Origin of the sequence: Microbacterium hibisci (assembly GCF_015278255.1) — a bacterium.
GTDB classification, from domain to species: domain Bacteria; phylum Actinomycetota; class Actinomycetes; order Actinomycetales; family Microbacteriaceae; genus Microbacterium; species Microbacterium hibisci.
The window spans coordinates 520,679-544,824 of sequence record NZ_JADIJC010000001.1 but is presented as its reverse complement, the minus strand read 5'-3'; the positions used below and the strand labels follow the sequence as shown (position 1 = coordinate 544,824).

General features: G+C 70.6%; 25 protein-coding genes. 19 read left to right on the top strand and 6 right to left on the bottom strand.

Translation table 11 applies throughout. The annotated features are described in order from the left end of the window. The first annotated feature begins 81 nt into the window (after positions 1-81). A complete protein-coding gene (holA, locus tag IM770_RS02605) occupies positions 82-1,119 on the top strand; it encodes a DNA polymerase III subunit delta (protein ID WP_203579553.1) in 1,038 nt (345 codons plus the stop codon). 76 nt (positions 1,120-1,195) lie between these two features. Here holA and rpsT read toward each other — a convergent pair whose 3' ends face one another. Next, on the bottom strand, positions 1,196-1,456 hold the full coding sequence (gene rpsT / locus IM770_RS02600) for a 30S ribosomal protein S20 (RefSeq protein WP_203579552.1): 261 nt from the start codon (positions 1,454-1,456) through the stop codon (positions 1,196-1,198). Positions 1,457-1,700: 244 nt separating this feature from the next. On the opposite strand from rpsT, the gene IM770_RS02595 reads away from it, so the two are divergent. Together IM770_RS02595 and IM770_RS02590 are read left to right on the top strand one after the other, a co-directional pair. Further along, positions 1,701-3,077, top strand: a complete 1,377-nt coding sequence (locus tag IM770_RS02595) for a GH1 family beta-glucosidase (RefSeq protein ID WP_307785349.1) — start codon at positions 1,701-1,703, stop codon at positions 3,075-3,077. Continuing rightward, on the top strand, positions 3,074-4,324 hold the full coding sequence (locus tag IM770_RS02590; RefSeq protein WP_203579551.1) for an MFS transporter: 1,251 nt from the start codon (positions 3,074-3,076) through the stop codon (positions 4,322-4,324). The genes IM770_RS02595 and IM770_RS02590 overlap by 4 nt, the downstream gene beginning before the upstream one ends. Here the strand turns inward: IM770_RS02590 and IM770_RS02585 are convergent. Further along, on the bottom strand, positions 4,313-5,038 hold the full coding sequence (locus tag IM770_RS02585; RefSeq protein WP_203579550.1) for an alpha/beta fold hydrolase: 726 nt from the start codon (positions 5,036-5,038) through the stop codon (positions 4,313-4,315). The genes IM770_RS02590 and IM770_RS02585 overlap by 12 nt on opposite strands. A 41-nt stretch (positions 5,039-5,079) precedes the next feature. On the opposite strand from IM770_RS02585, the gene IM770_RS02580 reads away from it, so the two are divergent. The 13 genes from IM770_RS02580 (at position 5,080) to IM770_RS02520 (ending at position 17,809) form a co-directional block, all read left to right on the top strand. Further along, positions 5,080-6,222: a pyridoxal phosphate-dependent aminotransferase gene (locus IM770_RS02580; RefSeq protein ID WP_203579549.1), complete on the top strand. Its 1,143-nt coding sequence runs from the start codon at positions 5,080-5,082 to the stop codon at positions 6,220-6,222. A gap of 61 nt (positions 6,223-6,283) precedes the next feature. After that, positions 6,284-8,134: a translation elongation factor 4 gene (gene lepA / locus IM770_RS02575; RefSeq protein ID WP_203579548.1), complete on the top strand. Its 1,851-nt coding sequence runs from the start codon at positions 6,284-6,286 to the stop codon at positions 8,132-8,134. A gap of 27 nt (positions 8,135-8,161) precedes the next feature. Beyond that, positions 8,162-8,812: a DUF1990 domain-containing protein gene (locus IM770_RS02570; RefSeq protein WP_203579547.1), complete on the top strand. Its 651-nt coding sequence runs from the start codon at positions 8,162-8,164 to the stop codon at positions 8,810-8,812. Between the two features lie 7 nt (positions 8,813-8,819). Then, positions 8,820-10,037 (top strand): radical SAM family heme chaperone HemW, encoded by a 1,218-nt coding sequence (gene hemW, locus IM770_RS02565; RefSeq protein WP_203579546.1) that lies wholly within the window; start codon positions 8,820-8,822, stop codon positions 10,035-10,037. 236 nt (positions 10,038-10,273) lie between these two features. Beyond that, positions 10,274-11,314 (top strand): heat-inducible transcriptional repressor HrcA, encoded by a 1,041-nt coding sequence (hrcA, locus tag IM770_RS02560; RefSeq protein WP_203579545.1) that lies wholly within the window; start codon positions 10,274-10,276, stop codon positions 11,312-11,314. 51 nt (positions 11,315-11,365) lie between these two features. Next, on the top strand, positions 11,366-12,478 hold the full coding sequence (gene dnaJ / locus IM770_RS02555) for a molecular chaperone DnaJ (RefSeq protein WP_203579544.1): 1,113 nt from the start codon (positions 11,366-11,368) through the stop codon (positions 12,476-12,478). A gap of 3 nt (positions 12,479-12,481) precedes the next feature. Further along, positions 12,482-13,222 carry a 16S rRNA (uracil(1498)-N(3))-methyltransferase gene (locus IM770_RS02550; protein WP_203579543.1) on the top strand — a complete coding sequence of 247 codons (741 nt, stop codon included), beginning with the start codon at positions 12,482-12,484 and terminating at the stop codon, positions 13,220-13,222. Positions 13,223-13,304: 82 nt separating this feature from the next. Next, positions 13,305-13,652: an HIT domain-containing protein gene (locus IM770_RS02545; RefSeq protein WP_203579542.1), complete on the top strand. Its 348-nt coding sequence runs from the start codon at positions 13,305-13,307 to the stop codon at positions 13,650-13,652. Positions 13,653-13,722: 70 nt separating this feature from the next. Continuing rightward, on the top strand, positions 13,723-14,754 hold the full coding sequence (locus IM770_RS02540) for a PhoH family protein (protein ID WP_239065724.1): 1,032 nt from the start codon (positions 13,723-13,725) through the stop codon (positions 14,752-14,754). Then, positions 14,751-15,221: an rRNA maturation RNase YbeY gene (gene ybeY, locus IM770_RS02535; RefSeq protein ID WP_203579540.1), complete on the top strand. Its 471-nt coding sequence runs from the start codon at positions 14,751-14,753 to the stop codon at positions 15,219-15,221. Before IM770_RS02540 ends, ybeY begins: the two co-directional genes overlap by 4 nt. Beyond that, a complete protein-coding gene (locus tag IM770_RS02530) occupies positions 15,218-16,579 on the top strand; it encodes a hemolysin family protein (protein ID WP_203579539.1) in 1,362 nt (453 codons plus the stop codon). The genes ybeY and IM770_RS02530 overlap by 4 nt, the downstream gene beginning before the upstream one ends. Next, positions 16,566-17,525: a GTPase Era gene (gene era, locus IM770_RS02525; protein WP_203579538.1), complete on the top strand. Its 960-nt coding sequence runs from the start codon at positions 16,566-16,568 to the stop codon at positions 17,523-17,525. Before IM770_RS02530 ends, era begins: the two co-directional genes overlap by 14 nt. A gap of 95 nt (positions 17,526-17,620) precedes the next feature. Next, positions 17,621-17,809: a hypothetical protein gene (locus tag IM770_RS02520; protein WP_203579537.1), complete on the top strand. Its 189-nt coding sequence runs from the start codon at positions 17,621-17,623 to the stop codon at positions 17,807-17,809. A gap of 6 nt (positions 17,810-17,815) precedes the next feature. Here IM770_RS02520 and IM770_RS02515 read toward each other — a convergent pair whose 3' ends face one another. Further along, positions 17,816-18,445 carry a hypothetical protein gene (locus tag IM770_RS02515; protein ID WP_203579536.1) on the bottom strand — a complete coding sequence of 210 codons (630 nt, stop codon included), beginning with the start codon at positions 18,443-18,445 and terminating at the stop codon, positions 17,816-17,818. Positions 18,446-18,705: 260 nt separating this feature from the next. On the opposite strand from IM770_RS02515, the gene leuA reads away from it, so the two are divergent. Then, positions 18,706-20,466 carry a 2-isopropylmalate synthase gene (gene leuA, locus IM770_RS02510; RefSeq protein WP_203579535.1) on the top strand — a complete coding sequence of 587 codons (1,761 nt, stop codon included), beginning with the start codon at positions 18,706-18,708 and terminating at the stop codon, positions 20,464-20,466. A gap of 95 nt (positions 20,467-20,561) precedes the next feature. Here leuA and IM770_RS02505 read toward each other — a convergent pair whose 3' ends face one another. From IM770_RS02505 to IM770_RS02495, 3 genes are read right to left on the bottom strand one after another with little or no spacing between them, the layout of a single operon-like run. Beyond that, entirely contained in the window at positions 20,562-21,248 is a 687-nt protein-coding gene (locus IM770_RS02505) for a trimeric intracellular cation channel family protein (RefSeq protein WP_203579534.1), read from the bottom strand. 38 nt (positions 21,249-21,286) lie between these two features. Then, a complete protein-coding gene (locus IM770_RS02500; protein ID WP_239065609.1) occupies positions 21,287-21,940 on the bottom strand; it encodes a hypothetical protein in 654 nt (217 codons plus the stop codon). Next, positions 21,937-22,404: a MarR family winged helix-turn-helix transcriptional regulator gene (locus tag IM770_RS02495; protein ID WP_203579533.1), complete on the bottom strand. Its 468-nt coding sequence runs from the start codon at positions 22,402-22,404 to the stop codon at positions 21,937-21,939. The genes IM770_RS02500 and IM770_RS02495 overlap by 4 nt, the downstream gene beginning before the upstream one ends. A gap of 136 nt (positions 22,405-22,540) precedes the next feature. Here IM770_RS02495 and recO point away from each other — a divergent pair, with 136 nt between their 5' ends. Together recO and IM770_RS02485 are read left to right on the top strand one after the other, a co-directional pair. After that, positions 22,541-23,278 (top strand): DNA repair protein RecO, encoded by a 738-nt coding sequence (gene recO / locus IM770_RS02490; RefSeq protein ID WP_203579532.1) that lies wholly within the window; start codon positions 22,541-22,543, stop codon positions 23,276-23,278. Beyond that, positions 23,275-24,087 (top strand): isoprenyl transferase, encoded by an 813-nt coding sequence (locus IM770_RS02485; protein ID WP_203579531.1) that lies wholly within the window; start codon positions 23,275-23,277, stop codon positions 24,085-24,087. The genes recO and IM770_RS02485 overlap by 4 nt, the downstream gene beginning before the upstream one ends. Positions 24,088-24,146: the final 59 nt, after the last annotated feature.

The following is a 24,146-nucleotide window of genomic DNA, read 5'->3' as shown; positions in this document are numbered from 1 at the left end:
AACCCCACGGCCGGACACGGCTGGGCGCCCGCGCCAGGGCGGGAGCACGCCGGCGTCGGCGGCCGTCGGTAGGCTGGTTCCATGGCCCCTCCCGCACGCCGAGCACCCGCGAAGGCGACGCGCAGCGCCATCCCGCAGCTGTCGTGGCGGTCCCCGCAGCCCGCGCCGATCGTGCTCGTCTCCGGCCCCGAAGAGGTGTGCGCGGAACGCGCGATCGCCGGCGTGCGGGAGTACCTGCGTGCGGAAGACGCGTCCCTCGAGGTGTCCGACATCCGCGCCGACGACTACGCGGCCGGGACTCTGCTCGCGGTCACCTCGCCGTCGCTGTTCGGCGAACCGCGCCTGGTGCGCGTGAGCGGCGTCGAGAAGTGCTCCGACACCTTCCTCGCCGAGGCGATCTCGTATCTGTCGGCCCCGCAGGACGGTGCGACGGTGGTGCTGCGCCACACCGGCGCGAGCGTGCGCGGCAAGAAGCTCCTCGATGCGATCCGCGCGGGCGAGGGCTCGGGTGTGGAGATCGCCTGCCCCGCGGTGAAGCGGGATTCCGACCGCTTCGACTTCGCGGCCGGCGAATTCCAGGCCGCGAAGAAGCGCATCGCCCCCACCGCGCTGCGCGCCCTCGTGTCGGCGTTCGCCGACGATCTGACCGAGCTCGCCGCCGCGTGTCAGCAGCTCATCGCCGACGTGCCCGGTGACATCACCGACCAGATCGTCGAGCGCTACTACGGCGGTCGCGTGGAGACCTCGGCGTTCGCCGTCGCCGACACGGCGATCGCGGGCCGCTACGGCGAGGCGTTGATCGCCCTTCGTCATGCGCTCGCGTCCGGCGCCGACCCGGTCCCGCTCGTGGCCGCCGTCGCGATGAAGCTGCGGACCATGGCGCGGGTGGCCGGCAACCGCGAGTCCTCCTCCGCCCTCGCCGCGCGCCTGGGCATGAAGGACTGGCAGGTCGATCGCGCCCGCCGGGATCTCGTCGGCTGGAACGAAGAGAGTCTCGGCCGCGCGATCCAGGCGACGGCGCGGGCGGATGCCGAGGTCAAGGGCGGCTCGCGAGACGCCGTCTTCGCGCTCGAGCGAATGATCACGGTCATCGCCACGCGCGCGCCGTACGGCGCCTGAGCGAGGGCATGCGAAAGGCCCGCCCCTTGCGGGACGGGCCTTCTCGAGTGTCATGCCCGGCGGAGCCGGGGCAGCGTCAGAGCGCCGAGACCTGCTTGGCGATGGCCGACTTGCGGTTCGCCGCCTGGTTCTGGTGGATGACGCCCTTGCTGACGGCCTTGTCGAGCTTCTTGCTGGCCTTGCCGAGCGCCTTCTCGGCAGCCGCCTTGTCGCCCGCGGCGACGGCCTCGCGGGTGCGACGGACGAGCGTCTTCAGCTCGCTCTTGACGGCCTTGTTGCGCTCGCGCGCCTTCTCGTTGGTCTTGTTGCGCTTGATCTGCGACTTGATGTTCGCCACGTGTCGACGGTTCTTTCGTTCGGAGGTGAATCGGTTTGATGTGCCGTTCGGCGAGAGAGGGGCGCCTGGCGGCGGTCGTGAGGGCGAACCCACACGCAAGCCAAACAAGGATTCTATCAGGTGATCGGCGGCCTCGTTGACGACGGAGGGGATGGCACGATCTGTCCACAGCCCGCACACACCGCCTGCCGTCCATGATGCATGATCGACGCGTGGGTGCTCGCACACGCCCGACGTGCGGCCCGTGACGAAGGAGTCCGTCGTGCCGCAGCATCCGTCCGTCGACCTCTCGCCCTTCCCGCCTGGCTTCCGGTGGTCGACCGCCACGGCCGCGTTCCAGGTCGAGGGCTCGCGGCGCGCCGACGGCCGCGGAAGGTCGATCTGGGACGACTTCGTCGACACCCCCGGGGCGGTGCACGACGGCGCCACCGCCGAACCCGGGCCAGACAGCTATCGCCGGCACACCGAGGACGTCGCGCTCGCGGCCCGGCTCGGCGTCGACCGCTACCGCTTCTCGATCTCGTGGGTGCGCGTCCAGCCCGAGCCGGGCGGCCCTGTCCTGCAGGCCGGTCTCGACTACTACCGGCGTCTCGCCGACGACCTTCTGGACGCCGGAGTGACCCCGTTCGCGACTCTCTACCACTGGGATCTGCCCAGCGGTCTCGAGGCGCAGGGCGGGTGGCTGCAGCGCGACACGGCGCTCCGCTTCGGGGACTACGCCGAAGTCGTCGCGGACGCGCTGGGCGACCGCATCCGGCACTGGTACACCCTCAACGAGCCGGTCTCGACGTCGCTGCAGGGCTACGCGGTCGGCACCCTCGCGCCCGGCCGGCAGCTGCTGTTCGGCGCGCTTCCGACCGTGCACCACCAGCTGCTCGCGCACGGCCTCGCGCTGCGGGCGCTCCGCGCCGCCGGCGCGCAGGAGGCGGGCATCGTCAACAATCACACGCTCGTCATGCCGGCATCCGATGCCGGGGCCGACCGCGAGGCGGCCGCCGTGTACGACGTGCTGCACAACCGCGTCTTCGCCGACCCCGTGCTGATCGGCTCGTACCCGGATCTCGAGGCGCTCGGCATTCCCGCGATGCCCGTGGAGGCCGGCGACCTCGAGCTGATCTCGGCGCCCGGGGAATTCTACGGCGTCAACTTCTACAACCCCACGACGATCGCCGCCGCGGCGCCCGGAAGCCCGGTGCCGTTCGAACTCGTTCCGACCCCCGGCGCGCCGGTGACGGGCTTCGGGCCGGAGTGGCCGATCGTGCCCGCCGCACTCACCGACCTCCTGGTCGACTTCCACCAGCGGTACGGCGACCGCCTGCCACCGCTCGTGATCGGCGAGAACGGCGCGTCGTTCCCCGAACCGGACCATGTGGACGACGTGGTCACCGATTCGGACCGCATCGCCTACCTCGCGGGGCACATCGACGCCGTCGGCGCCGCTGTGCGCGACGGAGTTGATGTCCGCGAGTACACGGTATGGTCACTCCTCGACAACTTCGAGTGGGCCGACGGCTGGTCGCAGCGCTTCGGTCTCGTCCACGTCGACTTCGACAGCGCCCGACGAACACCGAAGGCCTCGTTCGACTGGTACCGCGGACTCATCACCGAGGCGCGCGCATGAGCGCGGCACGGGGCGCCAAGGTGGGCGCCGGGTGGTTCACCCTGTTCACGCTCGCGTGGCTCGCACTGTGGACGGTGCAGCTCACGCCGCTGCAGCTCCTCATCCCGCTGCAGCTCGACACGCCGGACGACGCGGACGGCTGGGTGACAGGCGTCGTCTCGTCCGGGCTCGTGCTCGCCATCGGGGGTGTCGCCGGCGTCATCGCGGCCCCTCTGGCGGGCGGGCTGTCGGACCGCACGAGGGGACGAATGGGCCGGCGCCGTCCCTGGGCGCTGGCCGGAGTCGGGCTCGCCACGCTGTCGCTGGTGGCGATCGCCTTCGCGTCGGGACCGTGGAGCGTAGGGCTGGCGTGGGTCGGCGTGTCGGTGGGCATCGCGGTCGCCTCGGCGGCGTTCACCGCGCTGATCGCCGACCAGCTCACGACGCAGCGCGGCGCGGCTTCGGCCGCCGTCTCTTCTTCGCAGGCGCTGGGGATCGTCGTCGGCGTGGGCGTCATCGTGCTGCTGGAGCTCGGTGTCGTCGTGGGATACCTCGTGCTGGCCGGATTCCTGGCGATCATCGGCACCGCGGCGGCGCTGCTCCTGCCCGACCCGCCCGCACCCGCGCAATCGGCCGTCGCACGTGAGGTGCGGACACTGGGCGAGCGTCTCGCCGCGCTCCGCGATCGCGACTTCGCGTGGCTCCTGGCCGGGCGCCTGACCGTCAACATCGGCAACGCACTGGGCACCGGCCTGCTGCTGTTCTTCCTCTTGTACGGACTGCACCGCGACCCGGCGACCGCCGAGGACGAGCTGCTGCTCCTGATCCTCGTCTACACGTTGTTCGTCGTCACCGCGTCGATCGTCTCGGGCCGGATCTCGGACCGGACCGGGCGCCGCATCCCGTTCGTCGTCTGGTCGGCGGTGCTGCAGGGCGTCGCCTCGATCGTGCTCGTCGTGGCACCGTCGCTGACCTCGGCGATGATCGCCGCGGCCCTGCTCGGCATCGGCTACGGCGCGTACATGTCCGTAGGGCTCGCCCTGGGGACCGACCTGCTGCCGCATCCCGAGGACCACGCCAGAGACCTGGGCTTCGTCAACGTCTCAGCAAGTCTCGGGCAGCTCATCGGCCCGCTGCTCGGTGCCGGGCTGGTCGCCCTCGTCGGCGGGTTCTGGCTGCTGTTCCTCGTGGGCGGGGTCGTCTCGGTGGCCGGCGGTCTCATGACGTACGCGATCCGCAGTCGGGAGCGCGCCGGCTCAGCGGTCTGACGTCTCGAGGGTCGTGAGTGCGACCTCGAGCAGCGCGTTGAACACGCGCGGGCGCATCACGGTCACGTGGTGGGTGGTGCGGGGGACGACGACCAGCTCGGCGTGCCGCGCGATCCGCAGGAACAGCCGCTCGTTGACGCGGAGCTGGTCGTACTGGCCGTTGACGAACCACAGCGGCACCTCGATGCGCCGCAGCGCCGCGAGCAGGTCCAGCACCGAGAGGCTGCGCAGCGCGATGTCCTGAGCGTCGAGCGCGTAGCCGCCGGCCCCGAAGTCCCCGCGCGTCTCGTCGGGCAGGATCCGGTCGAGCATCCGGTCGGTCAGCCACATGCCGCGGTCGGGCAGCGAGTCGAAGCCGCGGGCGAGCACGCGGTAGGTCGCCAGGCCGACCCCGCGCGGGATGGCGGTGCACGATGCGGCGACGAAGCCCGCGACCGGCGGCGGCTGCTCGGCACCGACGTACTCGATGCAGAGCAGGCCGCCCATCGAGTGCCCCGACAGCAGCACGGGGCCGCGCTCCGCTGCAGTGCGCACGGCGTCGTCGATCGTCTCCAACGCCGAATCGAGCGTGAACTCCTCCGCCATCCGCGTGCCGTGACCCGGCAGGTCGACCGCGGTCACCGGGTTGCCGCGCGCGGCCAGATAGTCGACCTGCGAGCGCCACATCGTGGCGGACGTCCGGATGCCGTGCACGAGCACGACCTGGACCGCCATGACGAACAGGGTAGCCGTGGGAGCCCGCATAGCATGGCGGCATGCCCGAGATCGCCCCGCACGTCGCCCGGATGCCGGGCTCCGGCGTCCGCCACATCCTCGAGCGGGCACTGCGTCGGCCCGGAACCATCATCCTCGCGGTGGGCGAACCGGGCGAGGTCGCGGGGGAGCGGATCCGCGACGCCGCCGCCGAGGCATGGCGCGCCGGCGCGATCCGTTACACGCCGAACGGCGGCATCCCTCCGCTCCGCGAGGCGATCCGCGCCAAGCTGGCCCGTGAGAACGGCCTCGAGGTCGACACGGAGCAGATCTGGGTGACGGTGGGCGCAACCCAGGCGCTGCACCTCGCGATGGCGCTCACGCTGTCGCGCGGCGACGAGATCCTGGTGCCCGACCCCGGCTACACGACGTTCACCATGAACGCGCACCTGCTGCAGGCGGTCCCCGTGCCGTACCCGCTGCGACCGGAGCGCTCCTTCCAGCCCGACCTCGCCGAACTCGAGGGTCTGGTCACGCCGAGAACACGCGCCCTCATCGTGAACACGCCGTCCAACCCTCTCGGCTCGACCTTCGACCGCGACACGCTGCGCGCGCTCCTCGACGTGGCGCGGCGGCACGACCTCTGGGTCATCAGCGACGAGGTGTACGAGCGCTTCACCTGGGGTGAGCCGCACGTGAGCCCGGCGACCCTGGATGCGGACGACCGTGTGCTGTCGGTGTTCTCGATGTCGAAGACCTACGCCATGACGGGCGCGCGCGTCGGCTGGCTCGTCACTCCTCCGGGATGGCGGCAGACGATGCTGCGCGTGCAGGAGTCCGTCGTGAGCTGCGTGGACGAGCCGTCGCAGCGGGCCGCGGCAGCGGCCCTCGCCGGCGATCAGGCCGCGGTGCACCGCAGCGCGGCCCACTACCGCGACAACCTCGCCGCCGCCACGGCGGCGCTCGACGCCCGGGGGCTGCGATACCTCGCGCCCACCGGGGCCTTCTACCTGTGGATCGACGTCTCGCATGTGTCGGACGGCGACGTGGTGGCCTGGTGCGAGCGATTCCTGGACGAGCGCGGGGTCGCCGTCGCGCCCGGGAGCGCGTTCGGCGCCTCGGGCGAGGGATGGGTCCGGGTCTGTGTCGCGAGCGACCGCGACGAGCTGCTGGAAGGTCTCGGCCGGATCCCCGCGCCCCTCTGAACCCGGGCGATCCGGTCGCTCGCAGGGTTGCGGCATCCGTCACCCGTAGAATCGTCTCGACATGTCACCGCGCGCCCTGAAGCCCCTCGAGCCGTCCGCCACGCCGCCCGAGCTGATCCGCAACTTCTGCATCATCGCCCACATCGACCACGGCAAGTCGACGCTGGCCGACCGCATGCTGCAGATCACCGGCGTGGTCTCCGATCGCGACATGCGCGCGCAGTACCTCGACCGCATGGACATCGAGCGCGAGCGCGGCATCACGATCAAGTCGCAGGCCGTGCGCATGCCCTGGGCGACCGGCGACGGCACGTTCGCGCTCAACATGATCGACACGCCCGGCCACGTGGACTTCACGTACGAGGTCTCGCGGTCGCTGGCCGCGTGCGAGGGTGCCATCCTGCTGGTCGACGCGGCTCAGGGCATCGAGGCGCAGACGCTCGCCAACCTCTACCTGGCGCTCGAGAACGACCTGCACATCATCCCGGTGCTCAACAAGATCGACCTGCCGGCGGCCGACCCCGAGAAGTTCGCCGCCGAGCTCGCGAACCTCATCGGCGGCGACCCCGACGACGTTCTCCGCGTGAGCGGCAAGACCGGCATGGGTGTCGAGACGCTGCTCGACCGCATCGTCGAGCAGATCCCGGCTCCGAAGGGGAACGCGGATGCCCCGGCCCGCGCCATGATCTTCGACTCGGTGTACGACTCGTACCGGGGAGTTGTCACGTACGTCCGCATGGTCGACGGCAAGCTGGAGCCGCGCGAGCGCATCCAGATGATGTCGACCCGCGCGACGCACGACCTCCTCGAGATCGGCGTCTCCAGCCCCGAGCCCGTCCCCACCAAGGGCCTCGGCGTCGGCGAGGTCGGCTACCTCATCACCGGTGTGAAGGATGTGCGGCAGTCGAAGGTCGGCGACACGATCACGAACCAGCGCAAGCCCGCCTCCGAGGCTCTGCCCGGCTACACCGATCCGAAGCCCATGGTGTTCTCCGGCATCTATCCGATCGACGGCAGCGACTACGCCGACCTTCGCGAGGCTCTCGACAAGCTGAAGCTTTCAGACGCGTCGCTCCAGTACGAGCCCGAGACGTCCGTGGCGCTCGGCTTCGGCTTCCGCTGCGGCTTCCTCGGCCTCCTGCACCTCGAGATCATCACCGAGCGGCTCTCCCGCGAGTTCGACCTCGACCTCATCACGACCGCACCGTCGGTCACGTACGAGGTGCTCACCGACACCGGCGAGACCGTGGTCGTCACCAATCCGAGCGAGTACCCCGACGGGCGCGTGGCCGAGGTGTCCGAGCCGGTCGTGAAGGTCGGCATCCTGCTGCCCAAGGACTACGTCGGCACGGTCATGGAACTCTGCCAGTCGCGGCGAGGCTCGCTGCTCGGCATGGACTACCTCAGCGAGGACCGCGTCGAGCTGCGCTATCACATGCCCCTCGGCGAGATCGTGTTCGACTTCTTCGACCAGCTGAAGTCGAAGACTCAGGGCTACGCGAGCCTCGACTACGAACCCGCGGGCTCGCAGACCGCCGACCTCGTCAAGGTCGACATCCTGCTGCAGGGCGACAAGGTCGACGCGTTCAGCTCGATCGTCCACCGCGAGAAGGCGTACGCCTACGGCACGATGATGACCGAGCGGCTGCGCAAGCTGATCCCGCGCCAGCAGTTCGAGGTGCCGATCCAGGCGGCGATCGGTGCGCGCATCATCGCGCGCGAGAACATCCGCGCCATGCGCAAGGACGTCCTGGCGAAGTGCTACGGCGGCGACATCTCGCGAAAGCGCAAGCTGCTCGAGAAGCAGAAGGAGGGCAAGAAGCGCATGAAGATGGTCGGTCGCGTCGAGGTTCCCCAGGAGGCGTTCATCGCCGCGCTCTCGGGGGACGTCGAGGGTCCTGCCAAGAAGTGATGCGACTCGCGAAGTAGGCTGGAATCCATGCGTCGAGGCACCTTCCGTGACGACACCGTCGACTACGCCGCCGTCGGGGCGACGCAGGCGCCGGATCTCATGCACTATCCGCCGGAGCGCAGCATCCCCGCGGAGCAGTCGTGGCGCATCGGCAGCGGCGAGGCGCGCTTCCAGGCCGCCGGCGAGGCGCTGATGTCGTGGACGGCGCAGCGCGGCGCAGGCCTCGAGGTCAGCGATGTGCGCCCCGCATCCGGTCCGATGTACTCGGGCGTGAGCTTCGACGCCGAAGGCACCCCGATCGCGCCCAGCCGCTCCGAGACCGAGCAGCGCTTCGACGCCGACGGCACGCCGTACGTCGGGGCAGGGACCACGATCCGCGTCGACGGGCGGGTGCGCGGACTCCGCGTCGATGCCGAGCTGCGGGTCATCTTCGCCGTCGAGGAGCCCCGCCGCGTGGGGTTCGCGCTCGGCACCGTGGGCGACTCCGTCGTCAGCGGCGAAGAGTCGTTCATGATCGACTGGTACGACAACGACGAGGTGTGGTTCACCGTCCGCGCGTTCGACGCCCCTCGCGCTCTGCTGTACCGGATGCTTCCCGCGCTCACCAAGCGCCGGCGCCGCGAGCTCTTCACGCGCTATCTGCGCGCGATCTCGCCGCTGTACACGACTCCCGCGTGAGGCTCTGATGGGCTCCGCGCTTCCGCTCGGCGAGCCCGTTCCCGCGGACGGCTCGCTGCCGCCGGGCACGCGCATCGACCCGGCGACCGATTTCGGCGTGTACCTCCACGTGCCGTTCTGCCGCGTGCGCTGCGGGTACTGCGATTTCAACACCTACACGTCGTCCGAGCTGCGCGGCACCCGTCAGGACGAGTACGCCGACACCCTGCTGCGCGAGGTCGATCTCGCCGCCGGCGTGCTCGCGCGCTCCGGCGGCAACCGCCCCGCATCGACGGTGTTCTTCGGGGGCGGCACGCCGACGCTCCTGCCGGCGGGCGACCTCGGCCGCATGCTCGACGGCGTTCGCGAGAGCTTCGGCATCGCCGACGGCGCCGAGGTGACGGTGGAGGCGAATCCCGACACCGTCTCGCCGGCGGTCGCGGCCGAGCTCGCCGCGGCCGGCGTGACGCGGATGTCGATCGGCATGCAGTCCGCCGTCCCGCATGTGCTGGCCGCTCTCGATCGCACGCACGATCCCGACAATGTCCGCACCGCCGTCGCGGCGGCCAGGGGCGCGGGCCTCGACGTCAGCGTCGACCTCATCTACGGAGCCCCCGGAGAGTCGCTCGACGACTGGCGGGCCTCGCTCGACACCGCCGTGGGCCTGGAGCCCGATCACATCTCTGCCTATGCCCTCATCATCGAGGACGGCACCAAACTCGCCCGTCAGATCCGCCGCGGTGAGGTGGTGGCACCCGACGACGACCTCCAGGCCGACATGTACGAGCTCGCCGACGACCTGCTCGGCGGCGCGGGCTTCGACTGGTACGAGGTGTCGAACTGGTCGCGCGGCCAGGGGCACCGCTCTCGCCACAACCTCGCGTACTGGATGAGCTCCGACTGGTGGGGCTTCGGTCCCGGCGCGCACAGCCACATCGCCGGCGTCAGGTTCTGGAACGTCAAGCACCCGGCGGCGTACGCACAGCGCCTCGCGACAGGCGAGTCGCCGGCAGCGGGACGTGAGATCCCGGATGCCGCGGCCCGGGCGCTGGAGGCCGTGCTGCTGCGGACGCGCATCCGGGAGGGGCTGCCGATCGACGAGCTCGCCGGCGAGCGGCGTCACGGCGTGGCGGCGCTGATCGCCGACGGTCTCATCGAGGGACCGGCCGCGGTGCGCGGACGGGTCGTGCTGACCCGCCGCGGCCGCCTCCTCGCCGACGCCGTGGTGCGAGCACTCACGGAGTGACCGCCCGCGCCGCGTGGGCGGCGCGGCGCAATCCTGGAGGCGCGGCGCAGTCCGGGAGGGGTGGCGCCGCCGGGTAGGGCCGGCGCAGACCGGTGCTCCGAGGTGAGGCAGCAAACTGCGGCGCTGCCGGGTGTCGACCGGGCGTCGCTCGGCGATCCGGACGGGGCATCGGATAGAATTGGCACTCGAGTCATGCGAGTGCCAGAACCCTGGCCTGCACAGCGTGAGGAGGCGGGATGGTCAGCGAGCGAGGTCTGCAGGTGCTGCGGGCGATCGTCCAGGACTACGTCGACACGCGCGAGCCCGTCGGCAGCAAGGCGATCGTCGAGCGGCACGCGTTCGGCGTATCGGCCGCGACCATTCGCAACGACATGGCCCTGCTCGAGGACGAAGAGCTCATCGCCGCCCCGCACACGTCGTCGGGCCGCGTGCCCACCGACAAGGGCTACCGCGTCTTCGTCGATCATCTGGCCGAGCTGCGGCCTCTGTCGCCTGCCCAGCGTTCGGCGATCGCCGCGTTCCTCGAAGGCCCCGGAGACCTCGACGACGCGCTCGTGCGCACCGTGCGCGCCCTCACGCAGCTGACCGGCCAGGTCGCCATCGTCCAGTACCCGTCGTTCGCGCGCGCGAACGTGACGCACGTCGAGCTGGTGCAGCTGGGGGGCGGACGGATGCTGGTGATCGTGGTCACCGACACCGGCCGGGTGTCCCAGCGCCTCACCCACGTCGGCGACGAGTTCGACGACAGCGACCTCGCGCACATCCGCGCGGGGCTCGGCACGCTGCTCGTCGGCCGCCCCGTGCGCGAGGGTCTCCAGCGCATCGCGGAGCGGCTCGACGTCCCGCAGGAGCAGGCGCCCGCGCGAGAGCGCGCGACCGACGAGATCGTGCGAGCCGTGGCCGAAGAGCTCGAAGAGTTCCGTCAGGACCGCCTCGTGATGGCCGGCAGTGCGAACCTCGCTCGTCGCGAGTCCGACTTCCGGGGCAGCATCTATCCGCTCCTCGAGGCGATCGAGGAGCAGGTGACCCTGCTGCGGCTGATGGGCGAGATGGTGGCCGACGAGCAGGGACTCGCCGCCAGCATCGGACGAGAGAACGACGCGTTCGGCCTGGGCGAGGCATCCGTCGTCGCGAGCGACTACGACGCGACAGGCTCGCTCGCTCGCGTCGGCGTGCTCGGGCCGACCCGCATGGACTATCCCACGAACCTCGCGGCGGTCCGTGCCGTCGCGCGCTATCTCACGCGCATGCTCGAGCAGGACGAGAACTCCCGCTGACGCACGCGCGCACCCACGAATCCGCGGCCCGACCGCGGCAGGAAGGCGAAAGTGGCTGACCACTACGAGGTCCTCGGCGTCTCACGCGACGCCTCCACCGACGAGATCAAGAAGGCGTACCGCAAGCTGGCCCGACAGCTGCACCCGGACGTCAACCCCGGCGAGGAGGCATCCGAGCGCTTCAAGCTGGTGACGCACGCCTACGACGTGCTGAGCGACCCCGATCAGCGCGCCCGCTACGACATGGGCGGCGGCGACTCGCCGTTCGGTGGTGCCGGCGGCTTCGGCGGGTTCAACGACATCTTCGAGACGTTCTTCGGCGCCGCGGGCGGGGGGCGTGCCGGCCGGCCGCGCTCGCGCCGCGAGCGCGGCCAGGACGCCCTCGTCCGCGTGACGCTCGAACTGGGCGACGTCGTGTTCGGCACGCACCGCGACATCGAGGTTGACACCGCGGTGGTCTGCGAGACGTGCCAGGGCTCGTGCTGCCAGCCCGGCACCAGCCCCGTCACGTGCGACATCTGCCACGGCACCGGCAACGTCCAGCGCCAGGTGCGGAGCCTCCTCGGCAACGTCGTGACCACGCAGCCCTGCAACGTCTGCCAGGGCTACGGCACCACGATCCCGTACCCCTGCGCCACGTGCCAGGGCCAGGGGCGGGTGCGCGCCCGCCGCACGGTGTCGCTCGACATCCCCGCCGGCGTCGAGACGGGCCTGCGCCTGCAGCTTCCGGGCTCGGGCGAGGTCGGTCCGGCGGGCGGACCCAACGGCGACCTGTACATCGAGGTCACCGTCCAGCCGCACGAGGTCTTCAGCCGCGACGGCGACGACCTGCTCGCAACGCTCGAGGTGTCGATGCCCGACGCGATCCTCGGAACCACCACCACGATCGAGTCGCTCGACGGCCCGGTGGATCTCGAAGTGCGACCGGGCGTCCAGGCCGGTGATGTGCTGACCATCAAGGGCCGCGGCATCACGCCGCTGCGCGGCTCGCAGCGCGGCGATCTGCGGGTCGGCGTGCACGTCGTGACGCCGACGCGCCTGGACCACAAGGAACGCGCGTTGATCGAGGAGTTCGCCAAGCGCACCAAGGCGCCCGCGCCGAAGCTCGCGGAGTTCCACCAGGGCCTGTTCGCCAAGCTGCGCGACCGCTTCCGGAACGCCTGACCGGTGGCACTGCACTTCCTCCTCGACGAGCCCACGTCTGCGGCGCCCGGCGATGCGGTGACGCTGACGGGCGCCGAGGCGCACCACGCCTCGACGGTCCGCCGGCTGCGGGTGGGCGAGGAGGTCACGGTCGGCGACGGCCGGGGTGCCTGGCTGGTCGGCGACGTCGAGTCGGTCGCCCCCCGCGAGGTCGTGGTGCGGGTCCGCGAGCGGACGGATGCCGCGGCCCCCCGCCCGCGCGTCGTGCTCGTGCAGGCGCTGGCCAAGGGCGACCGCGACGAGCTCGCCGTGCAGGCGGCGACCGAACTCGGCGTCGATGAGATCGTGCCGTGGCAGGCGGCGCGCAGCGTGTCGCGCTGGGACGCCGGAAAGGCGGCCAAGGGCCGTGCGCGCTGGGCGACCATCGTGCGCGAGGCCGCCAAGCAGGCGCATCGGGCCTGGGTGCCCGACGTCGGAGAGCTGACCACCACCGCCGCGCTGACGCGCCGCGCCGCGGCATCCCGTCTTCTCGTTCTCGAGCCGACCGCCGACGAGCCGCTCAGCGCGCTCACGCTCGACGCCGACGACGACGACCGCGAGATCGTGCTGGTCGTCGGGCCGGAGGGCGGCATCGCGGCCGAGGAGCTCGACGCGCTGCGAGCGGCGGGTGCACGACCGGTGCGGCTCGGCGACACGGTGCTGCGCACGTCGACGGCCGGCCCCGCCGCCATCGCGGTGCTGAGCACCGCACTCGGTCGCTGGTGACGGGTCGCCGGGCCCGCCGACCGGCTTTCGAGCCCGTGCCCGGGCCGAGCCTGTCCCGCACCCCCGTCGCTAGACTTGCGGCATGAGCGAACCGTCGATCTTCACGCGCATCCGCAACGGGGAGATCCCGTCCGAGATCATCGCCGAGACCGAGAACGCGTTCGCGATCCGCGACATCGCCCCCCAGGCGCCGGTGCACCTGCTGGTGATCACCAAGTCCGAGGAGTACCGCAACGTCGTCGAGCTCGCCGCCGGCGACCCCGCCCTCATGGCCGAGCTCGTGGGGCTCGCCAACAAGCTCGCCGCGGAGCACTCCGACGGCGACTTCCGCCTGGTGTTCAACACCGGCCCGAACGCGGGCCAGACCGTCTTCCACGTGCACGCCCATGTGCTCGCGGGAGGCCTCGAAGAGAAGAGTGTCGGTGGCTGATCACGACAGTCAGGAACCCGCGGGCGACCGCGACAGCACGGTCGAGCGCATCTATGCGGACGGCGTCGCGATGGTGCAGCTGCTCGGCCCGCAGGACCGCCTGCTGAGGGTGGTCGAGAAGGAGCATCCCGGGGTGGATGTGCACGTCCGCGGCAACGAGATCACCCTCACGGGCGAGCCTGGCGCGGTCGCGGCCGCCCGGTCGCTCGTCGACGAGCTGCTCGCCATGACCAAGGCCGGCCACGCGCTCGGCGAGGAGGACGTCGCCTCGTCCAACCGCATCCTCCGCAGCGAGGGCGGTCCACGTCCGTCCGAGGTGCTCGGCGAGGCGATCCTGTCGTCGCGGGGGAAGGTCATCCGCCCGAAGACGCTCGGTCAGAAGGCGTACGTCGACGCGATCGAGGAGAACACGATCGTGTTCGGCATCGGTCCGGCCGGCACCGGCAAGACATACCTCGCGATGGCCAAGGCGGTACAGGCCCTGCAGCGCAAGGAGGTCAGCCGCATCATTCTGACGCGCCCCGCGGTCGAGGCGGGGGAGCGGCTCGGGTTCCTGCCCGGGACGCTGACCGACAAGATCGACCCGTACCTGCGCCCGCTGTACGACGCGCTCAACGAGATGATGGACCCCGATCTCGTGCCCAAGCTCATGGCGACGGGCACGATCGAGGTGGCGCCGCTGGCGTATATGCGCGGCCGGACCCTGAACGACTCCTTCGTCGTGCTCGATGAGGCGCAGAACACCACGCCCGAGCAGATGAAGATGTTCCTCACGCGTCTCGGCTTCGGAACCCGCATGGTGGTGACCGGCGACATCACGCAGATCGACCTGCCGCAGGGGGCGTCGGGCCTGCGGCTGGTGACGCGCGTGCTCGGCGACATCGACGACATCCACTTCGCCTACCTCACCAGCGAGGACGTCGTCCGGCACACTCTCGTGGGTCGGATCGTCGACGCTTACAGCGAGTACGACGAGCGCCGGATCGCCGCCCGCCGCGAACGGGACGAGGCATCCGAATTCGCCAACCGCGCGGAGCGCCGCGCGGCCACCGCCCGCACCGGCGGCCCCCGTGACCACCTTCCGAAGCGAGGACGCGCATGACCATCGAGATCGGGAACGAGTCGGGCATCGCCGTCGACGAGACGGTGCTGCTGCGGCTCATGGAGCACAACTTCGCCGAGCTCCACGTCAGCCCCGACGCCGATGTCGCCATCCTCCTGGTCGACGAGGGCGCCATGGAGGCCCTGCACGTGCAGTGGATGGACGAGCCGGGCCCCACCGACGTCCTCAGCTTCCCGATGGATGAGCTGCGCCCGGGCACGGAGGACGCACCCACGCCGGCAGGACTCCTCGGCGACATCGTGCTGTGCCCGCAGGTGGCGGAGGCGCAGGCGGTCGCCGCGAAGCACTCGACGCTCGACGAGCTCATCCTGCTGACGACGCACGGACTCCTGCACCTTCTCGGCTTCGACCACGCCGAGCCGGAGGAGGAGCGCGAGATGTTCGGGCTGCAGCGCGAGCTCATCGCCTCGTTCCAGGCGTCCGAGCGTCGCCGACCCCGCGCATGACCGCGGCTCTCCTCCTCGTCGCCGCCGCGCTGCTGCTCGCCTTCGGCGCGCTGATGGTCGCGATCGACGCGGCGCTGGGCGTCACGTCCCGCGCCGACCTCGCCGAGCTCGGTGCCGACGGTCGCAACGCGGCGTCGCTGCGCCGCATCGCCGCCGACCCCGATGCGCATGCCAACGCCGTGATCTTCATCCGCGTGCTCGCGGAGACGACAGCGGCCGTGCTCGTGACCGTCGCCTTCGTCGACCTCTTCAACAACATCTGGTGGGCGATGCTGGCCGCGGCCCTGCTCATGACCGGCGTCTCGTACGTCGTGGTGGGCGCGAGTCCGCGCACCGTCGGCCGGCTGCACGCCCGCGGGCTCCTGCGCGGTGCGGCACCCGTCATCCGCGGCGTCCGCATCCTCCTCGGTCCGCTGGCGCACGGTCTGGTGGCCCTCGGCACCCGCATCACACCGGGTGCCTCGCGCGGGTCGTCGTTCGCGTCCGAGGAGCAGCTGCTCAGCATCATCGACGAGGCAGCCGAGAACGAGCTCATCGAACAGGACGACCGCGAGCTCATCCACTCGGTGTTCGACTTCACCGACACGTTCGTGCGTGCGGTCATGGTGCCGCGCACCGACATGGTGACGGTGGATGCCTCGACCTCGACACGCGAGGCCATGACGATCTTCCTCGAGAAGGGCGTCTCGCGCGTGCCCATCGTCGACGACGACGCCGACGACGTCGTGGGCGTGCTCTACCTGAAGGATCTGGTGCAGTTCGGCTTCCGCGACGAGTCCGGCTGGCGCGACGCCCCCATCAGCCGCATCGCGCGCCCCGCCGTCTTCGTGCCCGAGTCGATGAAGGCCGAGACCCTGCTGCAGCAGATGAAGCGCGACGCGGTGCACGTGTGCCTCGTCATCGACGAGTACGGCGGCGTGTCGGGACTGGTGACGCTGGAGGACCTCATCGAGGAGCTCGTCGGCGACATCTCCGACGAGTACGACCCGCGTGCGTCCGAAGTCACCGAGCTCGAGCCCGGTCACTACCGGGTGAGCGCGCGCCTCGGCCTCGACGAGGTGGGGGACCTGTTCGGCCTCGAGCTCGAGGACGAGGATGTCGATTCCATCGGCGGACTGCTCGGCAAGGCGCTGGGGCGCGTGCCCCAGCCGGGCGCGACGGCCGAGTACGCCGGGCTCGTGCTCACCGGCGGCGCTTCGCGCGGTCGCGGGCGCGGCATCTCGACGGTCTTCGTCGAGCGCGGCGACCCCGCCACCGAGATCGGCAGACCGCCGCGTACGGGCGAGATCCGCGTCGTGAGCCCCCGCACCGGCGAGATCCGGCTGCCGAGGAAGGAAGACACCCATGAGCGACAGTGACACCGCGCCCGAGGCCGCGCCCGAAACGGCCGCAGAGCCAGGGGCTCCTGCTTCCTCCGAAGGACGATCCGGCTTCGTCACGTTCGTCGGCCGCCCGAACGTCGGCAAGTCGACGCTCACCAACGCCCTCGTGGGCGAGAAGGTCGCCATCACCAGCGACAAGCCCCAGACGACGCGCCGAGCGATCCGCGGCATCCTGAACCGCCCGGGCGGCCAGCTCGTGATCGTCGACACGCCGGGACTGCACAAGCCCCGCACACTCCTCGGACAGCGGCTCAACGACCTCGTGGAGCAGGTGCTCGGAGACGTCGATGTGATCGGCTTCTGCGTGCCGGCGACGGAGAAGGTGGGCCCCGGCGACCGCCGCATCGCGGAGTCGCTCAGCGGCTACGGGCGCGCCAAGAAGGTCGCGATCGTGACCAAGACCGATGCCGCCACACGCGAGCAGATCACCGAGCGGCTCATGGAGGTCGACCAGCTCCGGGAGGACTGGGCGGCGGTCATCCCGCTCTCGGCGCTGACGCGCGACCAGCTCGACGTGCTCAGCGACGAGCTGCTCGCCCTCATGCCGGCAGGCCCCGCGCTGTACCCGGAGGGCGTCGTCACCGACGAGTCCACCGAGGACCGCATCGCCGAGATCATCCGCGAGGCGGCACTCGACGGCGTGCGCGACGAGCTGCCCCACTCGATCGCGGTCGTCGTGCAGGAGGTGGAGCCTCGCGAGGACTCCGACCTCACCGACGTCTTCGCCGACATCGTGGTGGAACGAGACAGTCAGAAGGGCATCATCATCGGGCACAAGGGCTCCCGGCTGCGAGACGTGGGCGCTCGCGCGCGGGCGCAGATCGAGCCGCTGCTGGGCACCAAGGTGTTCCTGAAGCTGCACGTGCGCATCGCCAAGGAGTGGCAGCGCGACCCGAAGCAGCTGGGACGCCTCGGCTTCTGACGGCGTGCGCGACGGACCAGGAGGGATGCCGCTCCCGGCCCTCACGCGCCGCATCGGGCGTAGCCTGGCGGTGAGCCGATCCGAGAGGAGCGCCGATGGCCGGGTCCACACAGCCCCTTGCGTGGAACGACCCCCGCGAGGACATCGCGGTGGGGGTTCTCATGTCGAACGGCCGGTTGGCGCCGCGCAGATTCTCCACGCGCGCCGAGGCGGAGGCGTGGGCACGCCCTGACGAGGGGGACCGCGTCGTCGAGTGGAACCTCATCTGCGAGTGCGATGACTGAAGACTCTCAGCCGCCCGTCTCGGTGAGCGCCGAGCGGATCACGATCGTCTTCTCGCCGTACTCGGCGTCTGCGGCCTCCTGCCAGCTCCCGTCGTCCCAGACGACATCGACCCACAGCCACCCGTTCTGCGGGGATGAGCCCAGGTACGGGTCGCCCAGCAGCTCCGGCAGATCCTCCTGGATGGACGCGAGGGTGGCGTCGTCGCCCGCGCCGGGCTCGCCGCCGGTGGGATCCTCGGGCCGGATGGGGTCGTAGAGCGCCAGCATGATGGGCGGCTGCGTGGACGTGAACGTGTCGCCGTCGTAGATCCCGCGCACCGCGTACGCGCCCCAGGTGACGTCGCCCGACGACTCGGCACCGTCCACGCCGTCCCACGTCCACCCCTCCAGCGGAATGCCGGAGCACTGCGGCGGATACGACTCCGCCACCGCGCCCAGGCAGAGTTGCGTCTCGCCGGCCGCGTCAAGCACGGTGCCCGTGGCGGCCACTTCGCCCTCCGGAGGCACCGGCGTGACCGATCCGAGCGAAGGGGAGTCCGGGGCGCCTCCCGGGGTCGAGCCGGCGCACGAGGCGGCGACGAGCATGACGAAAGCGGCCGTGGCGGCGATGCCGAGCGGGCGACGAAGACCTCTCATGACCGGTTGGTGTCGCGCGTGCGCCGATCGTCTCAGAATGCCGGGATGCGGCATCCGTATTCCGACGCGGTTCGCAACCGGTCCGCAACCGGGTGTAGCCTGGTGCCATGCGCTTCGGCGGGCTCCTCCTTCTTAGCCGCCGCGACGAGACCTCGTTCTAGGGCCTTCCTCGTCGCGGAGCTTTCTGTTGGCCCGCATCATCAGGCACCGAGCCGACCCGATCGGGTGACCGCTCGAGCAGACGAGAGAAGCGACCAATCATGGAGAACACCCAGAAGCCCTCGGGCATGCCGATCCACAAGTATCGTCCGTTCCACGAGCAGATCACCGTGCATCTGCCCGACCGCACGTGGCCCGACCAGCGCATCACCACCGCGCCCCGCTGGTGCGCGGTCGACCTGCGCGACGGCAACCAGGCGCTCATCGACCCGATGAGCCCCGAGCGCAAGCGCATCATGTTCGAGCTCCTCGTGGGCATGGGCTACAAGGAGATCGAGGTCGGCTTCCCGTCGGCGAGCCAGACCGACTTCGACTTCGTGCGCCAGCTGATCGAAGAGGACCTCATCCCCGACGACGTGACGATCCAGGTTCTGACACAGGCCCGCGAACATTTGATCGAGCGTACGTACGAGTCCATCGCCGGCGCGAAGCAGGCGATCGTGCACCTGTACAACTCGACGAGCGTGCTGCAGCGCGACGTGGTGTTCCGCACCGACCAGCAGGGGATCATCGACATCGCCCTCGAGGGCGCACGGCTGTGCCGCGAGTTCGAGAAGCGCATCCCCGAGACCAAGGTCTTCTACGAGTACTCACCCGAGAGCTACACCGGCACAGAACTCGAGTTCGCCCTCGACGTCTGCAACCAGGTGATCGAGGTGTTCGAGCCCACGCCCGAGCGCAAGGTCATCATCAACCTGCCCGCGACGGTCGAGATGGCGACACCCAACGTCTACGCCGACTCGATCGAGTGGATGAGCCGTCGCCTCGCCCACCGCGAGAACGTCATCCTCTCGCTGCACCCGCACAACGACCGCGGCACCGCGATCGCCGCCGCGGAGCTGGGCTACATGGCCGGCGCCGACCGCATCGAGGGATGCCTCTTCGGCAACGGCGAGCGGACCGGCAACGTCGACCTGGTCGCGCTCGGCATCAACCTGCTGACGCAGGGCATCGACCCGCAGATCGACTTCAGCGACATCGACCAGGTCAAGCGCACCGTCGAGTACTGCAACCAGCTGCCCGTGCACGAGCGCAGCCCGTGGGCCGGGGACCTCGTCTTCACCGCGTTCAGCGGTTCGCACCAGGACGCCATCAAGAAGGGCTTCGAGGCGATGGAGGCGCGCGCCGGCGAGGCCGGCGTCTCGGTCGACGAGATCGAATGGGCCGTCCCGTACCTGCCCATCGACCCGAAGGATCTGGGCCGCTCGTACGAAGCGGTCATCCGCGTGAACTCGCAGTCGGGCAAGGGCGGCGTCGCCTACCTGCTGAAGACCGACCACTCGCTCGATCTGCCGCGCAAGCTGCAGATCGACTTCTCGGGCGTCGTCCAGGCCAAGACCGACACCGACGGCGGTGAGGTCACGAGCGAGCAGATCTGGAAGATCTTCACCGACGAGTACCTGCCCTCCGACAACGCCGACGAGCGCTGGGGCCGGTTCGAACTGCTCGCGACGAGCACGCGCAGCGACCTGTCGGGCGACGTCTCGCTGGACATCACCCTGCGCGACGGCGACGACCGGTACGAGGCATCCGGGCGGGGCAACGGTCCCGTCGCCGCGTTCCTCGAGATCGTCCGCGCACAGGGGTTCGACGTCACGCTGTACGACTACGTGGAGCACGCGCTCAGCGCCGGCGGCGACGCCCAGGCAGCCGCGTACATCGAACTCCAGATCGATGGCGAGCGTCTGTGGGGCGTCGGCATCGATTCGGACATCTCGACCGCATCGCTCAAAGCGATCGTGTCGGGCGTGAACCGCGCCATCCGCACGCGGCAGCGCTCCGGAGCCCTCGCGGGCGTCTGAGCGCGAACCGTCGACGGGTGTGCGCGGGTGATCCCCGTGCGCACCCGTCGGTGTTCGTCGGGAATCCCCGCAGCGCGCCGCCGCCGGGTGCCGCCTCAGGGCTTGACGATCGGGATCGTCGAGGTCTCCACCGCCACCTTGCGGCGATACAGGGCACGCTGCTCGGGCAGCGAGATGTCGAAGATCACGGCGAGCAGCCGGATGACCGCGGTCACGACGATGCCGATGACGGCCGCGATGACCACGTCGAGCCCGAGCTGCTGGGCGGTCGCGAGGACGAGGCATCCGGCTCCTGCGGCGACCGCGTAGAGCGAGCCGACGTGCATGACCGCGACCGGCAGCCCCATGATGACGTCGCGCAGGATGCCGCCGCCCACGGCGGCGCACACGCCCACGAACACCGCCGGGACGAGCGGCAGGCCCAGCACCAGCGCCTTGCTCGTGCCGAAGGCGCCGAACAGGCCGATCACGAGCGCGTCGAGGCCGACGATCACCGCGTTGAGCCGCTGGAACAGCCCCGCCAGGAGCATCCCGAAAAGGGCGGCCCCGGCCGCCGTCAGCAGGTACCAGTTGCTCTGCAGGGTGGTCGGCGCGACATTCAGGAGCAGGTCGCGGATGAGTCCGCCGCCCATGCCGACCAAGATGCCGATGAGCGCGACCCCGAGCAGATCGAGGCGTCGCTCGCCGCGGAATCCGGACGCGAAGAGCGCGCCCTGGATGCCGCCGAGGCCCACGGCGACGAGGTCGGCCCACAAGGGGATCACGAAGACCGGCTCGTTCACCCCTCCATTGTCGTCGCCGCCGAAGCCAGTGCGCGCATTCACGGGATGTGCGTGCGCACCGCGTCGAGGAACCCGTCGACGTCGTCCGCCCACAGCCGCACCGCGTCGATCTCGACCGTCGCGCCGGAGAGCTTGACGGCCACCGGCTTCTCGAGTGCGACGAGCAGGTTCGTCTCGTTCGCCATGCGCAGCGACAGCGTCGTGCCGTGCGCCTCCTCCCGGATCTTCGGCGCCTTCTCGGCCACGTCGCGAGACCGCTCCACCGACGCGACCACGTCCCACGGCAGGTCGACGTCGATGTCGGCGCCCAGCCGGGCACGGATTCCGGCGGGCCCGACGGCGTGAGGACGGGTCACGTAGCTGAGCGCAAGGCCGATCATCCAGGTGAGGCCCCAGATGCCGAGCACCAGCAGAGGGATGCGCACCCACGGCCACGGGTGCGCGATGAGGTCGATGATCGGGATCTCCACCGCAGACAGCACGATGAAGATCATCAGGATGGTGAAGACGGGCGCGTGATACGCGAAGCCGCTGGCACCGGCGGGCACGCGCGGCCGGCGGAAGATCCAGCGGTACAGGCTCTGCCAGATGCCGACCTCGGCGCGCCAGGCGATCCGCGCGATGCGGCGCACCTGACCGAGGGGGGAGAGCCGCCCGGGCGGGGCGGGGGAGGCCACCGTGCGGCTGCTCACTCCTGCGCCTCCCGCTCGTCCTGGCGCGCCGCGTGTTCGTCGACGAGCGTCTGCAGCCGCTCCAGCACGTGCTGGAGCGCGGCGGCGGTGTGTCGGACGGTATCTTCGTCGAGCCCCGCGACGAGGTCGGCGCCGAGCGTCTCGTGCTCGGCATCCATCGTCTCCATGATCGACAGCCCACGCTCGGTGAGGTGCACGAGCACTGCCCGGCGGTCGGTCGGATGCGGATCCCGTCGGGCGAATCCGGTCGCCTCGAGCGCGTCGACGAGCGACGTCACATTGCGGGGGGTGACACCGATGGCCTCCGCGAGGACCGCCTGCGTGACGGGACCGCCGTGGTAGAGCACCCACAGCAGATGCGTGCGCGGTCCGGTGAGCCCGCGCCGTTCCAGCTCACGCTCCTGGTCGGCCTCAAGCACCTGCGAGATGGCGAGGAGGGTGTCTAGGATCTGCGTGCCGGACATAGTGAATAGTATACATAATGAAGCTCTGGCGCCCTGACATGAGCGCTGCGCCGCACCCGCCGCCGCCGCGGCTCGTCGGTGGCGCCGCGGCTCGTCGGTGCCGCCCGGTCGGCGGGCGCCAAGGGATAATTGACGGGTGCCCACTTACCGCGACGAAGTCGTGGTCCTGCGCACCCACAAGCTGGGGGAGGCCGACAGGATCGTGACGATGCTGAGCCGCCGCCACGGCAAGGTGCGCGCGGTCGCCAAGGGGGTGCGGCGGACGTCGTCGCGGTTCGGCGCCCGGCTCGAGCCGTTCATGGTCGCCGATGTGCAGCTGTACCAGGGCCGCTCGCTCGACATCGTGCAGCAGGCCGAGTCTCTCGGCTCGTACGGGGCGGAGATCGTCGCGCATTACGACCGCTACACGTCGGCGCACGCCATGGTCGAGGCGGCCGACCGCCTGAACGAGGCCGAGGCGACGCCGCAGCAGTATCTGCTCCTCGTGGGCGGTCTGCGCGCGCTCTCGCGCGGCGAGCACGCGTCGCGCAGTGTCCTGGACTCCTACCTCCTGCGGGCGATGGCCCTCTCGGGGTGGGCTCCCGGGCTCGCGGAGTGCGCGCGCTGCGGTCGCAGCGGACCACATGACACCTTCGTCGCGCAGCAGGGCGGCATGATCTGTCGCGACTGCGCACCCACGGGTGCGGCCCGCGTCGACCCGGCCACGGTGGCGCTGCTGCAGTCGCTCATGGCAGGGGAGTGGGACGTGGTGGATGCCGCGTCCCCCGGCTCGACGGCGGCGGCTTCGGGGCTCATCGCGGCCTACGCGCAGTGGCACCTCGAGCGCGGCATCCGCGCGCTCTCGCACGTCTCAGCACCGGAAGGCCCCAGGTGACTCCGAAGCCCTATACGCACCGCGAGGCGGTGCCGTACCGTCCGCTCGACTGGACCGGCGTCTACCCGCCCGAGTACCCGCGCGGGAGTGTGCCGAACCACATCGCCATCGTCATGGACGGCAACGGACGCTGGGCCAATCGCCGCGGCCTCACGCGCATCGAGGGGCACAAGGCAGGCGAGGCCGCGCTGCTGGACGTCGTCGCCGGTGCGATCCAGGCGGGCGTGAAGCACCTGTCGGTGTACGCGTTCTCGACGGAGAACTGGTCGCGTTCGCCCGACGAGGTCCGCTTCCTCATGGGCTACAACCGCGACGTGCTGCACCGGCGCCGCGACCAGCTCAACGAGTGGGGCGTCCGCATCCAGTGGGCGGGTCGCAAGCCGCGTCTGTGGGGCAGCGTCATCAAGGAGCTCCAGTACGCCGAGCAGCTGACGACCGGCAACGACGTCTTGACGCTGACGATGTGCGTGAACTACGGCGGCCGTGTCGAGCTCGTCGACGCCATGCGCTCGATCGCCGACGACGTCGCGGCGGGGCGGCTGAAGCCGTCGGCGGTGTCGGAGAAGCTCATCCAGCGCCGTCTGTACCGGCCTGACATGCCGGACGTCGACCTTTTCCTCCGCTCGAGCGGAGAGCAGCGCACGTCGAACTTCCTGCTGTGGGAGTCCGCGTACGCCGAGTTCGTCTTCCTCGACACGCTGTGGCCGGATTTCACGCGGAAAGATCTGTGGCACGGCATCGACGTGTTCCTCGGCAGGAACCGGCGGTTCGGCGGCGCCGTCGATGCCCCCGACGCCTCGGCATCCTGACACGGCGTATCCAGCGCGCCGTCACACCCCTCCTGCATGATGTGAGCCGCGTCGGCGGC